The 21,187-nt window shown below is 48.2% G+C and carries 14 protein-coding genes and 1 tRNA gene; 8 read left to right on the forward strand and 7 right to left on the reverse strand.

All coding sequences use genetic code 11. The annotated features are described in order from the left end of the window. Nucleotides 1–91: 91 nt before the first annotated feature. The 3 genes from BCT27_RS07070 to BCT27_RS07080 form a co-directional block, all read right to left on the reverse strand. A complete protein-coding gene (locus BCT27_RS07070) occupies nt 92–1,360 on the reverse strand; it encodes an O-acetylhomoserine aminocarboxypropyltransferase/cysteine synthase family protein (RefSeq protein WP_102395385.1) in 1,269 nt (422 codons plus the stop codon). A 198-nt stretch (nt 1,361–1,558) separates the two neighbouring features. Next, nucleotides 1,559–2,233 carry a YoaK family protein gene (locus BCT27_RS07075; protein WP_102316699.1) on the reverse strand — a complete coding sequence of 225 codons (675 nt, stop codon included), beginning with the start codon at nt 2,231–2,233 and terminating at the stop codon, nt 1,559–1,561. A gap of 147 nt (nt 2,234–2,380) precedes the next feature. After that, nucleotides 2,381–2,665, reverse strand: a complete 285-nt coding sequence (locus tag BCT27_RS07080; protein ID WP_017010201.1) for a 2Fe-2S iron-sulfur cluster-binding protein — start codon at nt 2,663–2,665, stop codon at nt 2,381–2,383. Nucleotides 2,666–2,949: 284 nt separating this feature from the next. Here BCT27_RS07080 and BCT27_RS07085 point away from each other — a divergent pair, with 284 nt between their 5' ends. Both BCT27_RS07085 and BCT27_RS07090 read left to right on the forward strand, forming a co-directional pair. Beyond that, complete coding sequence (locus BCT27_RS07085; RefSeq protein WP_102395386.1) at nt 2,950–4,056, forward strand: sensor domain-containing diguanylate cyclase; 1,107 nt, start codon at nt 2,950–2,952, stop codon at nt 4,054–4,056. Nucleotides 4,057–4,164: 108 nt separating this feature from the next. After that, complete coding sequence (locus tag BCT27_RS07090) at nt 4,165–5,238, forward strand: sensor domain-containing diguanylate cyclase (protein ID WP_102391858.1); 1,074 nt, start codon at nt 4,165–4,167, stop codon at nt 5,236–5,238. A 137-nt stretch (nt 5,239–5,375) separates the two neighbouring features. Here the strand turns inward: BCT27_RS07090 and BCT27_RS07095 are convergent, their stop codons facing one another. Beyond that, complete coding sequence (locus tag BCT27_RS07095) at nt 5,376–5,891, reverse strand: hypothetical protein (protein ID WP_102395387.1); 516 nt, start codon at nt 5,889–5,891, stop codon at nt 5,376–5,378. 390 nt (nt 5,892–6,281) lie between these two features. On the opposite strand from BCT27_RS07095, the gene BCT27_RS07100 reads away from it, so the two are divergent. The 5 genes from BCT27_RS07100 (at nt 6,282) to BCT27_RS07120 (ending at nt 11,243) form a co-directional block, all read left to right on the forward strand. Next, complete coding sequence (locus BCT27_RS07100; RefSeq protein ID WP_017010196.1) at nt 6,282–7,322, forward strand: substrate-binding domain-containing protein; 1,041 nt, start codon at nt 6,282–6,284, stop codon at nt 7,320–7,322. Between the two features lie 68 nt (nt 7,323–7,390). Beyond that, nucleotides 7,391–8,773 carry a phosphate ABC transporter permease subunit PstC gene (pstC, locus tag BCT27_RS07105; RefSeq protein ID WP_102395388.1) on the forward strand — a complete coding sequence of 461 codons (1,383 nt, stop codon included), beginning with the start codon at nt 7,391–7,393 and terminating at the stop codon, nt 8,771–8,773. After that, complete coding sequence (gene pstA, locus BCT27_RS07110; protein ID WP_102395389.1) at nt 8,766–10,067, forward strand: phosphate ABC transporter permease PstA; 1,302 nt, start codon at nt 8,766–8,768, stop codon at nt 10,065–10,067. The genes pstC and pstA overlap by 8 nt, the downstream gene beginning before the upstream one ends. Before the next feature lie 127 nt (nt 10,068–10,194). Then, nucleotides 10,195–10,947 carry a phosphate ABC transporter ATP-binding protein PstB gene (gene pstB, locus BCT27_RS07115; protein WP_208862545.1) on the forward strand — a complete coding sequence of 251 codons (753 nt, stop codon included), beginning with the start codon at nt 10,195–10,197 and terminating at the stop codon, nt 10,945–10,947. 205 nt (nt 10,948–11,152) lie between these two features. Beyond that, nucleotides 11,153–11,243, forward strand: a tRNA-Ser gene (locus BCT27_RS07120). Between the two features lie 443 nt (nt 11,244–11,686). On the opposite strand, the gene BCT27_RS07125 is transcribed toward BCT27_RS07120, so the two are convergent. Both BCT27_RS07125 and BCT27_RS07130 read right to left on the reverse strand, forming a co-directional pair. Continuing rightward, the gene (locus BCT27_RS07125; protein ID WP_102395390.1) at nt 11,687–14,905 is read right to left on the reverse strand and encodes a thrombospondin type 3 repeat-containing protein; all 3,219 of its coding nucleotides are present in this window, start codon (nt 14,903–14,905) and stop codon (nt 11,687–11,689) included. 683 nt (nt 14,906–15,588) lie between these two features. After that, nucleotides 15,589–18,453: a hypothetical protein gene (locus tag BCT27_RS07130; protein ID WP_102395391.1), complete on the reverse strand. Its 2,865-nt coding sequence runs from the start codon at nt 18,451–18,453 to the stop codon at nt 15,589–15,591. Nucleotides 18,454–18,640: 187 nt separating this feature from the next. Here BCT27_RS07130 and BCT27_RS07135 point away from each other — a divergent pair, with 187 nt between their 5' ends. Next, entirely contained in the window at nt 18,641–20,485 is a 1,845-nt protein-coding gene (locus BCT27_RS07135; protein ID WP_102395392.1) for a sensor histidine kinase, read from the forward strand. On the opposite strand, the gene BCT27_RS07140 is transcribed toward BCT27_RS07135, so the two are convergent. After that, nucleotides 20,477–21,115, reverse strand: coding sequence for a LuxR C-terminal-related transcriptional regulator (locus BCT27_RS07140; protein WP_102395393.1), 639 nt, complete (start codon nt 21,113–21,115; stop codon nt 20,477–20,479). The genes BCT27_RS07135 and BCT27_RS07140 overlap by 9 nt on opposite strands. Nucleotides 21,116–21,187: the final 72 nt, after the last annotated feature.

The following is a 21,187-nucleotide window of genomic DNA, read 5'->3' on the forward strand; positions in this document are numbered from 1 at the left end:
ATATCCAAAAAACGGAAAAAGCCCGCAATACGGGCTTTTAAGATGCAACACGACAATGAAAGACGCCGTTGCTGATAGTTAAGCTGTCGCGCTACGCGTTCAGCGCTTGCTCTAAATCAGCAAGAATGTCATCAATGTGCTCAATACCCACAGACAAACGAATCATTTCTGGTGAAACACCCGCTTGTGCTTGTTCATCTTCGCTCATCTGACGGTGCGTGGTTGAAGCAGGGTGGCACGCCAGTGATTTAGCATCACCAATGTTAACCAAACGCTTAAACAACGCCAAGGCATCATAGAAACGCACACCCGCTTCATAACCGTCCTTCATGCCAAAGGAAAGAATCGCAGAAGGTTGCCCTTTCATGTATTTCTGCGCAAGTGCATGGTGCTCAGAATCTGGCAAACCTGCATAGCTAACCCAGCTCACTTTCTCGTGACCTTGAAGGTATTCAGCCACTTTCAACGCATTTTCTACATGACGTTCCATACGCAATGACAGCGTTTCCAACCCTTGCATCAACATAAATGCATTCATCGGAGAAAGTGCTGCACCTGTGTTTCGAAGCGGCACGGTACGGGCTCGGCCAATGAACGCGGCATCACCAAATGCTTCGGTATATACCACTCCGTGGTAAGCCGCTTCGGGCTGGTTAAACACAGGGAACCGCGTTTTGTGTTGAGCCCAAGGGAATTTACCGGAATCTACGATGACACCGCCCAGCGTTGTCCCGTGGCCCCCAATGTATTTGGTGAGTGAGTGAACAACGATATCAGCGCCATGTTCGATAGGTTTACATAACACAGGTGTAGCAACCGTGTTATCCACAATCACTGGCACGCCTTGCGCGTGCGCAAGTTCAGCCACTTTCGCTAAATCGACAATGTTACCCGCAGGGTTACCAATACTTTCGCAGTAAACCGCCTTTGTATTTTCATCGATCAAAGCCGCCAGGCTTTCTGGTTTATCGTCTTTTGCAAAGCGCACTTCAATCCCTTGTTTTGGCAGCATGTGTGCAAACAAGGTGTAAGTGCCGCCGTATAGCTGTGGCGTAGAAACGATGTTGTCACCAATTTCAGCCAAGGTTTGGATTGCGTAGTTGATTGCTGCGCTTCCCGCGCTCACAACCAAACCTGCAATGCCACCTTCCAATGCGGCCATACGTTGTTCAAGCACGTCATTGGTTGGGTTCATAATACGGGTATAGATGTTGCCGGGAACGGCGAGGTTAAACAGATCTGCACCGTGTTGGGCGCTGTCGAACTCATAAGCAACGGTCTGATAAATCGGTGTTGCAACAGACTTCGTCGTAGGGTCAGTTTGATATCCAGCGTGAATGGAGAGTGTTTCGTCTTTCATTTTTCGTCCTTGTAAATGGCACCACATCAGCCCTCCACTATGGCACAAAGAAAAAAAATGTAGTTTGTTTGTGCTCAAGTTTCTCATATCGGATAAAAGACAGACGCAATATACCCAAACAACTTGAAGATGCCTTGAATTGAGCACTCTGATGGCTTATGAAATCGAGCACCTTCAGGTTGTTTGGGTATAAACCTATCACGCCTTTGGAACGATGCGTTGTCGCCACATATGAACGCGATACACCCCGGCAAGCGCGACACAAATAAACGCGGGCGCAGCGAAAGAATACGCACCCATCATGGGAAAAATGATGGCGCTGATCGTACCGCCAAGAATGAAGCCTGCCACGATGACGCAAAACAACACCAACTTACGCTGATTTAACGGGTGCCCACGCATTAGCGCGCCAAACATCAAACCCAAATCCGTAATAATGCCGGTGATGTGTGTGGTTCTGACGATCGCGCCGCTGTAGCTGGTGACCAGTGCATTTTGAATCCCACACGCAGCCGCCGCAAAATATAAACCATACGCTGCGCCCTGTTGCATCGGATATATCGCTGCAACCAGCAGCAAAGCTTCAATGATTAACAGAAAATCATACCGACGACCGAGAATCAGCGTGCCGTCTTTTAACACCACGCCAGACAAGAACGCGCCGCCAAAAAAACCTGCCAATACACCCATCAAGTGAACAAACTTCACGGGATTATTATTAATGATGTCGGTGCCAATCAGTGTTGCTGTGCCTGATAGGTGAGAAATGGCTTGATGCTCAAACCCCAATAACCCTATCCCGTTTACACAGCCAGCCGTCATCGCAAGAACGAACGCACCGTACTCAACCCATTTGGGCAGTTTGGAAATCACGTAAAAACCTTTGTAGAAAATGTTAATCAGAAGGAGAGACAGCAAGGATTGCTGAAAGATCGTGAATTCTACACCAATCAAACTCAACGCGGGGGGTTGAGATCAAGACGGGCGTAGAAAGAAGCGAGAGAGGGAAGGCTGAAGGCGCTAACTTTGGGGATCGATGGTCACATCACCGTGGATGACACATTGGCAAGCTAGGCGGCGTTTCTCTCCATCGAGATCGAGCGTATCCAGCAAGTCTTGCTCGTCTTCGTTTTTCGGAGAGACGTTATGCATGCCAGACACCACATCAATCAAGCAGGTTCCACACGCGGCAGAGCGACAGCCAAACGGCACTTCATTGTCGCGGCTATCTTCGAGATCAATCAAAGAGCTGTTCGTCGGAAGATCGACACTGTTTCCGGTTCGAGAGAAGGTCACTCTTGGCATGAATTCGATCCTTACTGTCAAATGAAGAAAAATACAAAAGTGAGTGATGATTTCAAGTTGCTAATAATAAGCATAATTTATTTTTGACGAATTGCGCTTAAGATTATTTGTATAGAAAATTTACACATTATAGTGACAATTTATAGGCATCTTGGTTTCTTATTGTACAGATGATTGCAGCCACTAATTCAGTGGTGGTAACCCAAAAGCAGTACACGGAATAAAAACCGAATCAACACATTGTGCTATTTGTTTAATGAGTAAGAAAAAAGTAAGAGGCCGTTATGTCACAGGAACTCGCGCCACTAAATACCGTATTTCAACAACTTCCCTCTATTGTTCGTAGACGCGACGTTCCATTCTCTGTGTGGACTCAGGAAATGTTGCTTATCGGCCTCCATTACTTCTCCGCAAATGCCGCATGTTTGTCACGCATTGACAATAAAGAACTCCACAACGTTGAATGTATTTCAGAAGGCAGTGTGCCTGAACGGTTTTCGGGGCAGGTGGTGCCTGTCAGCAGTACGTTTTGCGGGATCACTGCAGGGTCAGAAAAAGCCATTCTCGCGCCGGATACCCAGCAGCATGAAAAGTTAGCAGGCCATCCCGTGATAAATTCTCTTCCTAGAGGATATTGGGGCGTGGCGATCTATTTTGGTGGTGCGGTATGGGGGACCTTGAGTTTTTCTCGTAACACCGCTGAGCCACGACACAACGACGCGCAAGATGAAGATGCCTTGGTACTCATGGCAGGGATGCTAGAAATGAAATTAGAGAATGAAGAATACAGCGCCGAACTTGAAGGGGCGAGGCAGTCTTATAGCGAATTGAGCCAACGACTTGAACACCTACAATTCGTCGATACGCTAACAGAGCTCCCAAGTCGCCGCGCCTTGTTTGATTACCTTCATCGCGAATTAAACCAGCTTATTCGTCGTGACGGCGAAGGCGCTGTGGCATTGGTGGATATCGATTTCCTGCGCATGACTAATGAAAAATACGGCCACGATGAAGGCGATCGCATCCTGAAAGGGGTCGCGACTGCGCTTCGCCACGCCATTCGAAATTATGACTATGTTGCGCGTTACAGTGGTGAGCAGTTCATCGTCTGGCTGCCAGACACCCTGCAATCCGAGGTGGCCAAAGTCTGTGAACGTATGGCAACCCATGTGAATAAGTGTCTATTGGACGGAAAACCCGTCACCATCAGTGTGGGGTATTGTGCGTTCAGAAGTGACAGTGAATACCCTATCCCTTATGCCCGCGCGTTAGATAAGTTGATTAACATGGCACACAATGCCTTGCTTGAAGCCAAAAATCAGGGAAGAAATTGCGCCGTCTCTGCGTCGAAAAAACCTATTACGATCACATCCTTAACCACACAGGGTTAGTCTATTTAGACTAACAACTGATTTCATTCGATATAAAGTGGTTGATAACACTGAAAAAGCCTAAGCTTTTAGTAGGTGTATCAATTATGGGAATGTGTTTCTGTGCAGATGTCCGAGAGCGAAAAGGTGATTCGACGCCTTTATCAAATCACGCATGATTATGATAAAGGGATCGACCATCAAATAGCCGAGTTGCTTCAAATGGGTTTGGAGCGCTTTAATCTTGATATTGGCATTCTTTCTCTGATCACCGAAGGCCGTTACATCATTCAACATGTGGTATGCCCTGACGATGTGCCGTTAAAAGCGGGTGATGAATTCTCTTACGATTTGTCTTACTGCTGGGTGACTGTAGATGCTGGTGGCCCTGTGGCTATCGAAAATGTAGGTGAATCCGACGTATTGGGTAAGCACCCAGCCTATTTAGAGTTTGGTTTGGAATCCTACATTGGTATTCCGATCAAACTTGCAGGTGAAGTGGTGGGTACCTTGAACTTTACCAGCCCGAATCCTTACCCGCGTGAATTCCGAGACATTGATATCGACTCGCTGAAACTGATGGCGACGTGGATTGAAGTAGAGTTAACCCGCCAACAACAACGCGAAGAGCTTGAGAGACTCAATCGAAAGCTTGAGAGCTTGGTACGCACCGATCCCCTCACGGAATTACCCAACAGACGCTTCTTGTTTGAACATATTGGGCAAAGTCTCAACATGCTCAATCGACGTAAGTCGCAAGGCGCGGTGGTGTTGGTCGATCTCGACCATTTCAAACTCGTGAATGATACCTATGGCCACCAACGGGGCGATCTTGTGCTGATGGAAGTGGCGGAAGTGCTCAGAAACGCGATTCGAAACTATGATTTTGTCGGGCGTTACGGCGGCGAAGAGTTCATGTTGTGGCTGCAAGATATCGAGCTTCATAAGGTTGACGCAGTGTGTGAGCGTATTCGACAAGGTCTTAGCAAGATGCCGCTGGACGGTATTACCGTGACAGCGAGTATGGGCGTGTGCCACTTCCATTGCGAAAATACGCCCTCGTTTAGCGCGGAAGAAACGATTGATCGCATCATTTACTTGGCTGATACCGCCATGTTTGATGCCAAACACGCGGGTCGTGACTGTTATGTCATCTACAAAAACACGTCATTGGCGGTAAGCCAATTGGAAGCGCTGGCGTAGCCTATTCTGAAAAATTTCGAGACAGCGAGACAGCGAGATTGTGAGATTACGAGATAGGAGAACGCTAACCTCTCGCTCTTATCTCTTATCTCTTATCTCGTATCTCGCTCCTCTAATCTCAAAGCCCGCTCTTCCCCCTACCTATACAAATAAACAGAAAGAAAATAATTCACCTGATCATTGATCGCCTTAATGATCATCGCCATCTCCGTGACGTCGCCACCGCTTGTGATATCCCAAGGAATAAACTTGCCATACGCGGGGAAAGGCTTTCCTGATTGCACGGCTGACGGTGTCAGAGCGACAACAAAATCAACGTGTTCGTCTGCGTAGTGCTCCAAGGGCTTTAAGTTCGTCGACGTACAATCAATGTTGTAACGGCGGAGTGTCCCGCACGCGGCATCTTCATTAAACACCTTCCCGGTAAACCCACTAATCCCGGTGTAATGAGTGTCTGCTTTATGGTTCAACACACTTTGTGCAATCAGCGATAGCCCCTCCCGCCCATCACACAGAAACAATACCCGTGGTTTTTTGTCCACGCGCTGCGTCTTGCGTTTGTCGGTCGGCGTAGGGTGTGCCTTATCGGTAGAAGTCGATTCGGAATTGCACGCGTTGGTGGTCAATGTTGAAGGTTGTATTGGCTGAGTCATCCTTTTCTCTCATGTTTTTTATATTACAAAGCCAAGTGCTGAAACTGCGCAAGCAAATGAGTGTGAGTGAGGTGCGTCTCGTTTTACGTCTTTTGTTCTTTGCGCCGGGCGGGCGTTTTGTCTCGCCGAGAAAACGCATTGATTGATTCAAACTCGCTTGAGCGCCGCGAAAACAGAGTATGTCGGATATGTGTCAGTGGTATGACGTATGGATGTCATTAATGTGGAGCTGTTTAGATGAATGGGTTGTAACTAAATTTTCACAATTCGGTCAGGGAAGTGTCACATAAGAAATCTAAATTTGTCCGCAGACATGAGGCAAAACTTAATAGCTCAACGGTAACAACGCCAGAGAGCGAGCATTTCAAAAATATCGACTTGGAGGTTGATGTGAAACTTAAGGCTCTGATTGCGGCATCTACAGTGTGCCTGTCAACGTTTGCAGCGGGCAATGCCGCGGCAGCAACACGTGATTACATTAGTATTGTTGGTTCTTCAACAGTGTACCCATTTGCGACAGTGGTAGCGGAACGCTTCGGTCGCACCTCAGAATTCTCGGTACCAAAAATCGAATCTACGGGTTCAGGCGGCGGTTTGAAGCTGTTCTGTGCAGGTGTTGGCGAAAACACGCCAGACATCACTAACGCATCACGCAAAATCAAAAGCTCTGAAGTGGCGCTTTGTGCCAAGAACGGCGTGAAAGATATCGTTGAAGTGAAAGTGGGCTATGACGGCATCGCCTTTGCAAACTCGAAGAAATCGCAGCAGTTCGACATCACCTTGAAAGACCTTTTCACTGCGCTCGCGAAAGTGGTACCGGATGCAAACGGCAACCTGATTGAAAACCCGAACAAAACGTGGAAAGACGTAAATGCGTCACTTCCAGCGCTGAAAATTGAAGTGCTTGGTCCACCACCAACGTCTGGTACTCGCGATGCATTCGTTGAGCTAGCAATGGAAGGTGGTTGTAAGCAGTACCCAGCATTGAAAGCGATGAAAAAAGCGGACAAGAAAAAGTTCAAAGCAGTGTGTCACGGTATTCGTGAAGACGGCGCATTCATTGAAGCAGGTGAGAACGACAACCTTATCGTTCAGAAGCTAGATGCAAACCCAAGTGCATTCGGCATCTTTGGTTACAGCTTCCTTGAGCAGAACTCTGACAAAGTACAAGGCGCGAAAATTGGCGGTGTAGTACCAACGTTTGATGCTATCGGCGACGGTTCTTACCCTGTGTCTCGCTCACTGTATTTCTACGTGAAAAAAGCACACGCAGACGTGATTCCAGGCCTTCAACAGTACGTTGCTGCCTTTACGTCTGAAGATGCAATTGGTGACGAAGGTTACCTGACAGACCGTGGTTTGATTCCACTGTCAGCACGTGATTGGAAACTGGTTCGCAACAGCGCAGTAGATTTAACACCAAATCTGTAAGTTGTAACCCTTGAGTGGTGCGTCGAAAGGCGCACCACTTTTGCTGTATCAGGGATTAAGGAATAGGGATGACGACATCCACATTGATGGTGACAGTAGCGCTGCTCGCGTTTAGTGCATACTTCCTCGCCAAAAAACGCTCCCGAGATGTGGCTACCGTAAGCGGTGGTTTAAACACACTTCATTCTCGGCCTGCCTATTACGGTTCGTTTGCTGCCATTCTTGCGGCAATTCCGAGCTTTCTCTTGCTGATCCTCTGGCAAGCGATTGAGCCAAGTACGGTGGAATCATTGGTCATGGCACAAGTGTCACAAGCAACCATTGACTCGCACCAGAATATTCAATTGCTCTATAGCCAAATTATCCATATTGCTAACGGTGTGCTTCAAACCGAAGACCCAAGCTTGTTGGCCGCAGCAGGACACTATCAACATCTGGAAGGCATTGGCCAAACCTTGCGTTTCGTCGCCGTGGCTGCCTTGTCTCTTGTCGGTGTAGCGTTGGGTTGGCGTATCGTTAAACCGAAGCTGAAAGCGCGACACTATGTGGAAAAATGCCTGCAATTTTTCCTCATGTTTTGTTCAACACTGGCGATTTTGACCACCCTTGGTATCGTCCTTTCCGTGTTGTTTGAAGCGATTCGCTTCTTCCAAATCATTCCAATGACCGACTTCTTGTTTGGAACATCTTGGTCGCCACAAATTGCCCTTCGTGCAGATCAACAAGGTGCAAGCGGTGCATTCGGCGCAATTCCACTTTTTACCGGTACCTTGATGATCTCGTTGATCGCCATGTGTATCGCCGCGCCAATTGGCTTGATGAGTGCGATTTACTTGGCGGAATACGCGTCTCCACGCGTGCGTAACATTGTTAAGCCCATTTTGGAGATCCTTGCGGGTATCCCAACCGTCGTTTATGGCTTCTTCGCAGCCTTGACTGCAGCGCCCTTTATTCGTGACATCGCACATGCGATGGGCCTGAGCGGTGCATCATCAGAAAGTGCATTGGCGGCAGGTGTCGTCATGGGCGTCATGATCATTCCGTTTGTGTCATCCCTGTCTGATGACGTCATAACCGCCGTACCTCAAGCACTGCGCGATGGCTCGTTAGGCCTAGGCGCAACACGGTCAGAAACCATTAAAAGCGTGGTGATTCCCGCTGCATTGCCGGGCATTGTGGGTGGTTTGTTGCTTGCGGTCTCGCGCGCCATTGGTGAAACCATGATCGTGGTAATGGCCGCTGGCCTGTCAGCGAACCTCACCGCCAACCCGCTCGATTCGGTTACCACAGTCACGGTGCAAATCGTCACCTTGCTGGTGGGCGACCAAGAATTCGATAGCCCGAAAACACTCGCTGCATTCGCGCTGGGTTTGACCCTGTTTGTCGTGACCTTGGTGCTTAACTTTGTCGCACTTCGTATCGTGAAGAAATATCGAGAGCAGTATGACTGATAGATTATTGAAAATCGCTGAAACCAAGCGAGAGAAAGTCAAAGCAGGCGTCGCACGCCGCCGCGCAAAGGAAAACCGCTTCCGTTTTTACGGTATTGCGTCGATTTCCATGGCGTTTGCTTTCCTTATCGTGCTGATGACCACCATTGTCTCTGACGGCTACACCGCGTTTTACACCACGGAAATCAAACTGACCGTGGATCTGTCTGAAAGTGCGCTCGGCATTGAAGGCGAAGACATCAATAAAAAGACCTTGATGAATGCCAGCTTCCGCAAAGTGGTGCGTAAAGCCATTCTTCAAGAAATCCCCGTGGATGGTCGTAAAAACAAGCGTGCGCTTTACGCGTTCTTATCGAACGGCGCGGAATACGACCTGCGCGACATGGTGATTGCCGACCCATCTTTGATTGGTCAGAAGATCGAATACTGGGCGCAAGCCGGCGACAACTTCAACCAATACAACAAAGGCAACATCAAAGCAGAAACGCCAGAAGATGGTCGGATGTTCAAGAACCAACACATTGCGTGGTATGACGAACTGGTACGTGAAGACAACGTTCGCACCGTGTTTAACTCGAACTTCTTCACCAACGGCGATAGCCGCGATGCAGAGCTTGCAGGCATTTGGGGCGCAACCGTTGGGTCGTTTTACACCCTATTAGTGACACTGGTTCTTAGCTTCCCGATTGGTATCTCTGCCGCGATTTACCTAGAAGAGTTTGCGCCGCGTAATCGCGCCACTGAGCTCATCGAAATCAACATCAACAACCTCGCGGCTGTGCCGTCGATCGTATTTGGTTTGTTGGGTCTAGCGGTGTTTCTTAACGTGGCAGATTTGCCGCGTTCCGCACCGGTTGTGGGTGGTTTGGTGCTCACATTGATGACGCTACCAACCATCATTATTTCAAGCCGCGCCGCGATTAAAGCTGTGCCGCCATCCGTGCGCGATGCTGCATTGGGTGTCGGCGCATCAAAAATGCAAATGGTCATGCACCACGTATTGCCATTGGCAATGCCCGGTATGCTAACTGGCACCATCATTGGTATGGCCCAAGCCTTGGGCGAAACCGCGCCGCTGCTGATGATTGGTATGGTTGCCTTCATCGTAGAAGTGCCATCAGGCCCGTTGGACGCAGCAACCGCGCTGCCAGTACAAATTTATCTCTGGGCAGAAAACCCAGAAAAAGGTTTTGTTGAGAATACTTCAGGCGCAATTATGGTGCTGCTGGCGTTCTTGGCATTTATGAACGCATGTGCCGTCATCATGCGTAAGCGCTTAGAGCGCAGATGGTAGGAGTATGAATATGACAACCACAATGACACACGTCGGCGAATTCCCGCAAAGCAAAAAAATGGACGCTGCAGAACATACTGCCGCCCCGAAAGAAACCTGTGGCGTTCCGTTTGTAGACGCACCAAGAATGACGGCAAGAAACGTCAGCGTGAGCTACGAAGCAGGCGCAAAATCCGCCATTCGCAACATCAATCTCGACATTGGCGAGAAGCAAGTGCTTGCCATGATTGGTCCTTCAGGTTGTGGTAAATCAACGTTCCTGCGTTGTTTGAACCGCATGAACGACACAGTGCCAGGTTGTGAGGTGAAAGGGGAGATCTTACTCGATGGCCATAACATCTATGCCAAAGAGCAAGAGATCGTCGAGCTGCGTTCACAAGTCGGCATGGTATTCCAACGCCCGAACCCGTTCCCGAAATCCATCTACGACAACGTCGCTTATGGCCCTCGCATCCATGGCTTGGTTGATAACAAAGACGAGCTAGACGGCGTGATTGAAGAATCGCTGCGTCGTGCAGGTTTGTGGGATGAAGTGGCATCACGTTTGGATCAGCCTGCAACCGGATTGTCAGGCGGTCAGCAGCAGCGTCTTTGTATCGCACGCAGCATCGCGATTGCACCCGAAGTTATCTTGATGGACGAACCGTGTTCAGCGCTTGACCCCATCGCAACGGGCATCATCGAAGATCTTATTGAAGAACTAAAAGAAAACTTCAGCATCGTGATGGTCACGCACTCAATGTCACAAGCAAAGCGCGTGTCAGATCGCACCGCGTACTTCCATTTGGGCGATTTGGTGGAGTTGAATACCACAGAAAACGTATTCAACAACCCAGAGCACAAACTCACACGCGATTACATCAGCGGCCGTTTCGGATAATCACCGACAAGAGCACTAAAAAATAGGCGAGCTCAGTGCTCGCTTTTTTTGTTTCCCCCCGAGCAGCGACTGTTTTTCTCTCGCAGTTATTGCACGAATTGATCGTGTCACACCCACTTTGTTCAAACCCTGTGCAAACGCACCGTTTTCATCAAATTCTTGCTTTACAAGACCCTGAAGCCCCTATAATATTCGCGACAACAACGGAGAGATGGCTGAGTGGTTTAAAGCACCGGTCTTGAAAACCGGCGAGGGTTTATAGCCCTCCTAGGGTTCAAATCCCTATTTCTCCGCCAAATTAGAAAAGGCTGCTGGCTCTTATAAACAAGAGGCAGCGGCCTTTTTGCATTTTAAACCTTGAAAAAGATAGGGATGCAGGACCCTAGCCAGGGTTCAGCCGAGCGAAGCGAGACAACGTTGCCCCGACGAAGTCGGAAAAGGCGACGGCCCGAAGGGAAGGACGCGGAGCGGCCGCATAAATCTCGCTGTTGTTTTTCTCTTGGCTCCGCCAAATTAGAAAAGGCCGCTGGCTCTTATAAACAAGAGGCAGCGGCCTTTTTCGTATCTGTAATAAACCGATGGGAATAGGGGGTATAACCCTAGCCAGAGGTCTTCAGCAGACGCTTCACTGCCCACCATGTTCCGGCTTCAATGTTTGAACCGGTTATCAGCTAAACAAATCCGAGAGTATGTGCACTCTCGGATTGTGCCTATGGGTAGGCATATTTGGCGAAGATCATTACAGCGCGGTTGGAGGCCAAGCCGATAGATCACAAGCAAGGTTCAACGGCGAACGGTAATATTCATCCGTTGCATCGTCATACCACACAGCTTGCAAGCTTCCGTCAACGCACTCGACTAAGGGTGTCAGCCCTGTTTCTGGCGGGATCACTGTGCCACTTGCTGCACTTACGCTAGCCAAAATCGGACTGGGTTTCGCGGGAAGTGAAAAGCCGCCTCCGCACCACCCAGTGCCCGTGCTGATATCTTCTGCATCACAAATCGCGTCAGTGACATCAAAAACAACGGAACCACCACCTTGATTGTCTTCTACTATCGCAATATCGCCAACGCTGATTGCAATATCATCAACAACCAATGGTCGAGGCCAAGTGGTATCAACACCGCCATCCACCTCATCCATCGAGGTGCAGGCGCCTAAGTGGCCAACGAATGCCAATGAACCTTGAACCGCGCCACCGCTTGGGCCGCTATAGTTTTTCACGCCAAACTCAAGTGTGTAGTCAACGGCTGAACCGTTGCCCGACGCTTGCCATACGCCACTTTCTACCGGGCCCCATGAGGCCATCGTGACTTGGCTATGTCCCGCTGTGCGCGACACTAAGCGATTCATCAATCCCGTTTGTGGATCAGTATTGATGATATCGATGTACCCTTCGTTATCCGATTTCATGTCGTCGATGGTGACTTTGACATCACCACAGGCACAGAAATCGTTTTGTAGTACATGGGTTGTGTTCGGCGCGGAACCGAAATTAAACCATGTGTCATTCGGGCCAAAGTTAACGCCGTCATCGTCCATATCACCATCCCAAATCACGCCTGCCCAAGCGGGGTTTGGGGGATAAGTCGTAAACGCATTGCCTACGTTAGGCGGCGTATTCGTACCCGCAAATACCCAGTTTGCCGCTTCATGGAGTGCGAGTGTGTATTCGGTGTTGCATGACTCGGGATAAACAACATCGACGGTGCAATCGATATTTACGTCTGGATCAGTGGGGTTACAGTCTATGTTATTTGGATAGCCATCACCGTCTAGATCGTCAGGCGTAGAATGAGGATTGCTTGGGTCACTGCCGATTTCTTTTTCTTCCTCGTCACAGTAACCATCACCATCCGTATCGATACAGTTCTGGCCCAAGCACAGCATCAGTAACGTGCCGTCCACTTCCGTTTGATCGCCAACAATCACATCGAAATCCGTGGCACCTGAGTTGAGCATGTCGAGCATATTCAAAGAAACACCGGGTTGCGACGCATCATTAAACGGCTGTGATTCATTCACGATGCGCAGCGTGCCATTGTTTGACGTTGCCGTGCCCCCAGGTTGAACAGAAGCAACAAACGGACTATTGGTTGGCACACCTGATGTAAAATCGCCAAAGGCAATCACATCATTTGCCGCGCCAGGCGCGCTAGGGCGTGTATTAATCGCAAACGTTGCATGAGTCACCGTGCTGTTTGGGAAGGCAATATCCAAACTGTCGGCAAAGGTGTGTTGTTTTGCGATGGCGGTGTCGTATTCAATTTGTGCAAAGCTGTTTAAATACGCGCCCGCGGTGTGAGGATCTGCGCCGCCGGTGAAATCATCAAAATCGCCGCCCACGATCTCCATATATTGCTCATTGGCAGCACATTCAAATCCATTCTTCACTTCTTCCAGTAGGTCTGATACTGGCTGCCCTGAAGGCTCTGGTGCATCTTCACAGGCTGCAATGGCAATGAAATCGACATTGAGCAATGTTCCGGCCATCACATCTGTTTGTTGACCCGATTGAAGTTGAGCAAGCAAGTTATGGCCATATCCCTGTGACATTGTTGTCGATAACGGGCTGGCATAAACATCATCGCCGTAACTGGTCCATGTGTTAATAATGGTTTGACCGAGCTCGCCAAACCAGGCGTTGTTTTGGAGGCTGCCAAAAATCACCGAACTATTGAAAATGGGGGTATCAGATAAAGATAAGCTATTCTCTCTGAGGCCGATAATGACACGTCCAGCGTTAATGGAAGTTGGAATGCCTGAGAGGGTTTCAATGAGCGTAGCTTGTGTGTGTTGCGTTGCATTGAAATCATAATCTGATACTGCTAAACCATAACTTGGCAGCAATGATGCGTACACAGCCGCCTGGCCTAAGGGGTTTGTTACTTCAGTATTACTGGTGCCAAAGTTGTCGTTAAGGCCATATAAGTAGAGGTTTTTAATCTCGTTATCATTGCACTGCAATGCCGTTACTGCATGATCCATCGTATTGGTTTTACCTGACTTATCACGCGCATGACTGGCAATCTCTGCAGCATCGTTTTTGCTAAACTGCAAGGCATTTGAAAATATCACTGTGCTAGGCATTGGCCCGACCCATTCAACGCAATTACCATATTCATATCTAACACAGTCTGCGGGTGTGACTGTTGCCTCAGGAAGAGGCGTTATTGACGAGAGATCAATGGGCGGGTAGGTGTCATCAGGGTTACCTGCGCAATATTCAGGGTAGCGTTCGCAAATACTTTGCGACTGAACCGTTAAATTGACCACGCTTTCTGCCATTGCTTTGATATTCGCAGGCAGCGCCTCACCTAACCCCAGCCCTTGCTCTCCTAAGCGTTCCAAATTCATATTGAGCGCTTGAAGAATGGCTTCGTTTTGAACCTCAGTGCCATCCAACGAAAAGGTATTTTTCAGTACGTTGAGCGCATCTTCATGAGAATGGATGGGGTGTTTTCCAAAGTAAATTCGAAGGCCACTCACGTTGGTTTCACCCAGTGCTCTCAATGTCACGCCGGAGGATTGGTCTTCTGGATTCTGGTACGTCTGCGCCAACAAGTGCAAGCCATGGGCTAACGCATCTAGCGGGCTCGTTGACAAGGATTTAGCAGGTGTCACCATCGTGCGCACGCCGTTATACGCCTGATAGACACCGCTACCAATATCTGCTGGTGGGGAAAGCTTCGTGAGTATCTGCGCTCTGTCACCCACATCGGATGAAACCGTTAATTTGTCGAGCGGGACCTCCTGAGTATCACATGAGTAATCACCATCGTTATCAATGCATCCCGTCACGTCATAGCCTGAGGGAATGCCCTTCACCTCAATTTTTTGTGTGCCATTTGAGGCACTGTCTTCCCCTCCCGTGGAGGCATCTTTCTCTCCACCACAACCCGTTAGCAAAAAGAATATACCCACACTTAGGGCAAAGATTTTATTATTCGCTATCATTTCCCGTTCCTCTTTAAAATAGCGTTGGGAGTGATAGCTTGCAAAATATTATGCCAATATATAACTGGCGTGAACGACAGGGTTAAAAATAGATATGGACGATAAAATAGAAGCGGTAGAAATATAGAGGTTGTAAAAATAGAAATCGTGATCACAAGAAGCGGGAATATAATGAACAGGAATATAAGAAATGAAAATGTAAGAAATGGAAATATAAGGCGCAGAAATAGAAGTAGAAAAAGCGCTAATATACTCAAACTCTCTGAACCCCGCATCTTCAGGTCGTTTATACCCAAACAACTTGAAGATGCCGGATTCAGCGAGCTTTACTGACGTTATGGTCAAGGCGTCCCTTTGCCGATGTAGTGCGCTCCATCAAGAAGGGACTATACCCAAATAACCTCAAGATGCAGGATTCAGAGCTTCTCATTTCGTTCAATTTGAGGAAAAAAACCACAGTAATGGTGAGCCATTTCGAGGTTTTTTGACAAAAAAGTGAGTGAAATGAGAGGCTCCCAAAGGGCGAGTTTTGTTGGCTGCCATGCTTTGTTGCTGAGTTTTAACGTAGAACAACTATGTTTTCAATTCAGCGCCGCGTCTGCCAGCCAACAAACTCTCGCTGAACAAGCACCTTGAGGTTGTTTGGGTATATAGGTATAACATAGCGCTATTCGTGAATAACATTAATCTCTCAGGACATAATCATACATATAATCAATGCCCATTTTAGAATCATGGTCTTTTAATAAATGATAGTGACGCTTCCATTTTATTTGCTCATGGTAATGCCAAATAATACGAGGTTTCCACCACTGGCCATTTAAAAACCAAAGGCGTGGTAAATAAAACCCCCATGTTTTTTTCCGTACCCATTCTCTTGTTAGGTCGCCAAAGTCGGGATGAAGTAAGCCTTGGGAATACAATGCTGAATTAAACACGATACTGCTTTCTTCATTATTTCGATCGTGAAATTTCGCATAACCATAGTTAGCACCATTCCTAAAAACGTCATTGACAGTATCAAGGTGGTCACCGGTTGTTTGTAGGACAGTGTGGTGGTTCGCCACATTTTGGTTCGGCAAATCAACGAGCGCTTTGACACTTTGATGTTGGAGCATGCCTGTTACACCTAGGGTGGGTGACATAACGTAGTTTCGATAGCCAGCACCTGATGCCTTCTTGGTATCGGCAATGATGCGGTTTCGTTTCTTCTTACCCATAGATTTATCTTTGAGTAACTTTCTATTTGTCACTTCAAACCGCGGCCTTTTCACCACATTATTGGCCTGTGAGGTGGGAAATAACACCGCATCGTCAAACCCTTTTGTAATACCTTGGATCATACCAAGCGGCCCGCTCTCGGCAGTTTTCCCCGCAATGGCGCTGACCAAGGTCAAGGTGGGGATCGTGCTTTCCATCCAAGGTCGCCATTTCGTGCTGGCATTGCTTGGTACTAAGTCAACCAATATTGAGTTGTACCATATGTTCAAGTTCACTAGCCCCGCAGGGTTAATAAAATCGATGTGATCCTCTAGTGCCGTCGTTAATAAAGGTGAGAGGGAAATGTCCGAGAGTAAACCTAGCGCAAATTCAGCCACATCACTCCCGCCGTAGGCGGCATTAATGCCAACCTGAGCATCGATTTTCTCAGTGATAAATCGAACATCGCCGTAAAAATTATTCACCGCTGGGTCACTATGTGATTTCTCTGCCAACCCAAACATAGCGCTCGCCGCGAGGCCACCCGTTGAGTGTGTGACGACCACAATGCCACTGTCACCAAAGCAGCGACTGCCTTGATAAGCGACCTCAGATTGCACAACACCATCATTAACGCCCCCCATGGCATCTTTGATTTGTGACAGCACAGCATGAATGCCGATGTCTAGTCGTTGATTAGCAGAATACGTCACGACCAGATAGGAGTTTGAGGGCCGACCCACTGGGGTGTTTGGGTCGAACCCTAGCGCTTGTTTGATATGCAGATTCCAATAATTCGAAGTCGCTTCATCATGGAAAACCCCACCTTGGTAAAAGGCAGATGGGTCGGTGGGCCATTTTTCTTGGAACGTCGCAGGCAGGGTGACATTCCCCTTAAGCGCTGCCATTTGCAGGCCATGAATGTAAACAATATCTCGCCCAGAAAACGGCTTTTCTGGGTCTCTCGCCAACCAATCGGACGGCGAGCATTTCTTACTGTCGTTTGAAATGGGGGTGATTTGTGAGAACGGAGCCGCAAACAAATCGCGTGTTTGAGCTAGCACGTCAGCGATGGCATCGTCGATAAGTGTTGCATCGTCATCAAACTGAGCATCTTCCGTTTCGTATTCCGCGAGCAAATCTAGCTCTTCTTGGCTGTCTTTCTCGTTGTCTACCGACGCACACCCCAAAGGGGTGTCTCCAATGCCATCGTGATACCAGTTAATGGTTGAAGTATCGTGGTCGGGATAAAGCGCATCGACAGCACCCAGCAAGTATTCGAATTCGGTTTCGATGGGGCCTTGCGCGTCTGGGGCCGTAAAATCGACGATGTCATTGGTTGTGCCATCGTCATTGGTATTGTCACACGGTGATTGGTCGGTGCGACTTACGCACATTCGGTCAAGTAACACGACAGGGGGTTTCTCGTCATCGATTGGCACAACAGCGATGGCAATGGATTCAAAGTGATCGAAGGCCGTCCATGCCTCCAAAGGCACACGAAGCCAGTGATGCGTGTCGGGTAGGGTGCCTGTTAGGCCAATGACTGCCGTATGCGCATTCGGGTCAATACCAGAAAAATCATCATTGAATGCCAACACGTTAAGTTGAAACCCTGCGCCGGGTTCTAACGTTTTGAGTGACAGATTCACCTGATAGTTTTCACCTTGAATCAATGGCGCGTTGAGCTTCTGATAAATGACGAAGTGCTGATCCTTTAGCATCGCTGACATGTCATCATCGTGCCCTTCATCATACAAGACTGCTGCACTTTCATTGGCTGCATCCAGCGTGTTTTGTTGCCATTCACCCCGTTGATTTTTGCTGAGAAAACTGCCCTCTCTGACATGGTTTTCTTTACATTCAAAAGGGTTAACATTACCCCCAAGGTGTTGCTGGGCATAGATAATCCTATTCAGGGGCGACCGTTCTCCTGTTTCTTCATCCCTGAAATACCACGCATAACCGACATGTTCTTCTAGGGTTAAGTCTTCAAAACTCGCCTTATATTGGCACCCTAGGGGGATGTCCATTTGCCGACTAAACATCACTTTATGATGCGCAAACACCTCTTCCTCAGACGTAGCATCGCCTGTTTCGAGCACGGTCAGTGTCGTCTTATGGCTCGCAACGGGTGTGTTGCCATTACACGCCTTTTGCGTTGTTAACACATCACCAAGAGAAAACACAAAGGCAGGAGAATGGGTGTTAACGACTGACATATCAGAGGGTGAAAAAACGGAAAAGTCGCTTTTTTGTTGCTTCTCGTTAGCACTGCCACCAAACGCCGCCATCACTAATATGACGAAAAACGGAAATTTATACATCACTTCAAGCCCCTTAGTCATTCCAAGCCCCCTGATTATCCAAGCCGCAACTATGCGCCAATCAATCTGCGGTATATGTATCTGAGTCTCCAAGAATGAACCAAAACGCACGTTAATATCACTGGCGACAACGACAGGTACATTCTTCTTACTGATGCCGTATACTCAGCGCTCGACGTTCAGTAAAAAGAAAGTCTAGGGAAAGGGTATGTGGGGACTGATTCGCAGGGGAGTGTTGCTGGGAACGACGTTACTGGCTCTGCTTTTCAGTATACAAGTGTTCAGCGCACAGGGATTTGCCCAAGACACTTCCCTCAATGGACAGTGGCAGTTTATTCAAAGTCACACCTTGCTCTCACCTCAAGATCTCTCCAAGGTGCAAGCGTGGCGAACCGTTAACGTTCCAGGCTTACTTAATACCAATCCCACAAATGGCCTGTACGGTAATTACAGAACAAGATTCAATGCGCCAATGCGCATCACCCATTCCGAGCGCCCACAAACGCTTTATATTGCAGGTATACGTCATAATGACAGGGTCTACCTCAATGGTGAGCGTATCGGCCAAGTGGGTCAGTTCACGAAAAACTGGCAAATTATCTTAGACAATCCTAATAATCTGCCGCGGGCTTATCCCCTCCCAAACGCACTATTAAAGCCCACTAATAATGAGCTCATTATTCAGATTCAACTCGGCTTTGGTCAAGCGTGGGGGGCCATGCTACCTGGTGGGGTTGGGATCTCAGGTAATGTTGAAATAGTCGATGAACACACTGCCACCAAACAATATACCCAAGCCGTTACCACGATCCATATTATTGACAGCATCATCATTTTACTTGGTATTGTCGATTTAGCGCTTATCGTTCTTTTGTTTAAATCAACGCTCCACAAGTTTCCCGAATTTATCTGGTTATTACTCGGTAGCGGGTTACTTTTCTGCGGCAGCTTACTGTTAGATATCGGTCATCTACAAGGCATAACAAACGACGCAACCAAGTTAACGCTTCTCCTCTGTATTTTATTTACTCCTTTGGTTAACGCGATCTTTTTTAACGTACAACAACGTCTCGCCACACCCGCCATGCTGTGGTCAGTAACCTTTGGTGTGACTGTGTGTGCCTTCTTACTCTTGATGCCTTTTATCCCTAAGGAAATCAAACCTGCCGCCTGGCTAGTGTGGAGTGCGTTAACGGCACTGTTGTTTATCTTTTCATTGGTTTGCGCAGGGCTCAGCATCAAGCAAAAGCGTGTCGGCAGTGTCGCGATGTTGATGGGGTTGTGTATTTATATACTCTCTATTCGCACGCAGTGGCTACCGATTGAGGGGCTGTATAATCGCAATCTAGTCATCGGATCATTGTTCTTCCGCTATGCGCTTGTTTGGGCATATTTTTTGAAAATAAAAGATATTTCAGTGCGTTACCAAACCCTAACCCGACAAATGCTCTCAAGGCTAGAAGAACAGAAGAAATCGACTGCCCGAGATATTCACGATGAACTCGGGCAGTACTTATCGAGTGCCAAGCTACACCTTCAGCTCAGCGAAAAAACGGGACAACCACAGCATCACACCTTATTAAAAAGCGAGCTACAAAATGCCATCGTGTCTATGCGTAGAATCATTGAGGGGCTTCACCCCGTGGTGTTGGAGAAGAGGAGCCTAAAAGAGGCGATTGATATGGACGCTGAGCGGTTAACAAAACGGAATCAGATATGCATTGAGGCCGACGTCGCTGATATGACTGTGTCACTGTCCAACGCCGCGCACATCTATCGACTTGTTCAGGAGTTGTTGGGAAATATCACCAAACATAGCCAGGCAAAGTGCGCCTGGGTCAGTATTCGACAGAACAAACGATCTATCATCATCCGTGTTGAGGATGACGGTATTGGGGTGGACCACCATTCTGCCGCGTCAATGAGCGAGGGATTTGGCCACGTCAGCCTCAACGAACGCGTTCAATTACTTGGCGGTAATATCGAGTATGGAATACCGAAGAGCCGGCAGGGTACGTTTGTTAACATTACACTACCGATAGCCTCAGATTAATCTGCGAGCGCGTGCAACCGTCACCGCTTCCGTGCGACTTTGTGCCCCGAGCTTTTCACAACAGTTTCCTAAATGAAAACGTACCGTCCGCTCCGAGATATCCAGACGTTGTGCCACTTCTTTATTGCTTAAGCCTTGCGACACTTCTTTGAGCACACGCCCCTCCTGTGTGGTTAGATAGACAGTCTGCGCGTCGTTTTCAAGGAGCTTGATCTCTTGAACCAACCCAGATGACACAAACACATCCCCAGACACAACACACTCAATGGCATGCAATAAATCATCAAAGGCAGCATCTTTAAGCACATAGCCCGATAAGCCACGCTTCAATAATCGAAGCGCCAAGTGCTCATTCGCGTGCATCGTCAATGCGATCAAGCCCATTGACGCCTTATGCGCCAAAAGCGCGTCGATCAGCTCCTCGCTTGGTGGGCCGGGCATAGAGAGATCCAGCACCACAACATCCACCTGAGAAGCACTTGCTACACTACGCAGTAAGCTATCGCCATCAGGCACTTTGTCCACCAAGATGATATGACCCGCAGTCGCAAGTAGGCTTTCTACGCCTTTAATAAAGAGGGGATGATCATCGGCAATAACAACATGGATTTTTTTACATACCTCATTCATTGATAATCACGTATTCAATCCTTTGCCTAGGTAATGCTATCGAAAAACAAAGTACATCATATTCTTGCCATA

Origin of the sequence: Enterovibrio norvegicus, from assembly GCF_002876705.1 — a bacterium.
Classification (GTDB): Bacteria; Pseudomonadota; Gammaproteobacteria; order Enterobacterales; family Vibrionaceae; genus Enterovibrio; species Enterovibrio norvegicus_B.

Bases quoted from the DNA above. Each gene is read 5' to 3' on its own strand.
- BCT27_RS07070 (WP_102395385.1), bottom strand. From the start codon at position 1,360: ATGAAAGACGAAACACTCTCCATTCACGCTGGATATCAAACTGACCCT.
- BCT27_RS07080 (WP_017010201.1), bottom strand. From the start codon at position 2,665: ATGCCAAGAGTGACCTTCTCTCGAACCGGAAACAGTGTCGATCTTCCG.
- BCT27_RS07085 (WP_102395386.1), top strand. From the start codon at position 2,950: ATGTCACAGGAACTCGCGCCACTAAATACCGTATTTCAACAACTTCCC.
- BCT27_RS07090 (WP_102391858.1), top strand. From the start codon at position 4,165: ATGTCCGAGAGCGAAAAGGTGATTCGACGCCTTTATCAAATCACGCAT.
- BCT27_RS07095 (WP_102395387.1), bottom strand. From the start codon at position 5,891: ATGACTCAGCCAATACAACCTTCAACATTGACCACCAACGCGTGCAAT.
- pstC (WP_102395388.1), top strand. From the start codon at position 7,391: ATGACGACATCCACATTGATGGTGACAGTAGCGCTGCTCGCGTTTAGT.
- pstA (WP_102395389.1), top strand. From the start codon at position 8,766: ATGACTGATAGATTATTGAAAATCGCTGAAACCAAGCGAGAGAAAGTC.
- pstB (WP_208862545.1), top strand. From the start codon at position 10,195: ATGACGGCAAGAAACGTCAGCGTGAGCTACGAAGCAGGCGCAAAATCC.
- BCT27_RS07125 (WP_102395390.1), bottom strand. From the start codon at position 14,905: ATGATAGCGAATAATAAAATCTTTGCCCTAAGTGTGGGTATATTCTTT.
- BCT27_RS07130 (WP_102395391.1), bottom strand. From the start codon at position 18,453: ATGACTAAGGGGCTTGAAGTGATGTATAAATTTCCGTTTTTCGTCATA.
- BCT27_RS07135 (WP_102395392.1), top strand. From the start codon at position 18,641: ATGTGGGGACTGATTCGCAGGGGAGTGTTGCTGGGAACGACGTTACTG.
- BCT27_RS07140 (WP_102395393.1), bottom strand. From the start codon at position 21,115: ATGAATGAGGTATGTAAAAAAATCCATGTTGTTATTGCCGATGATCAT.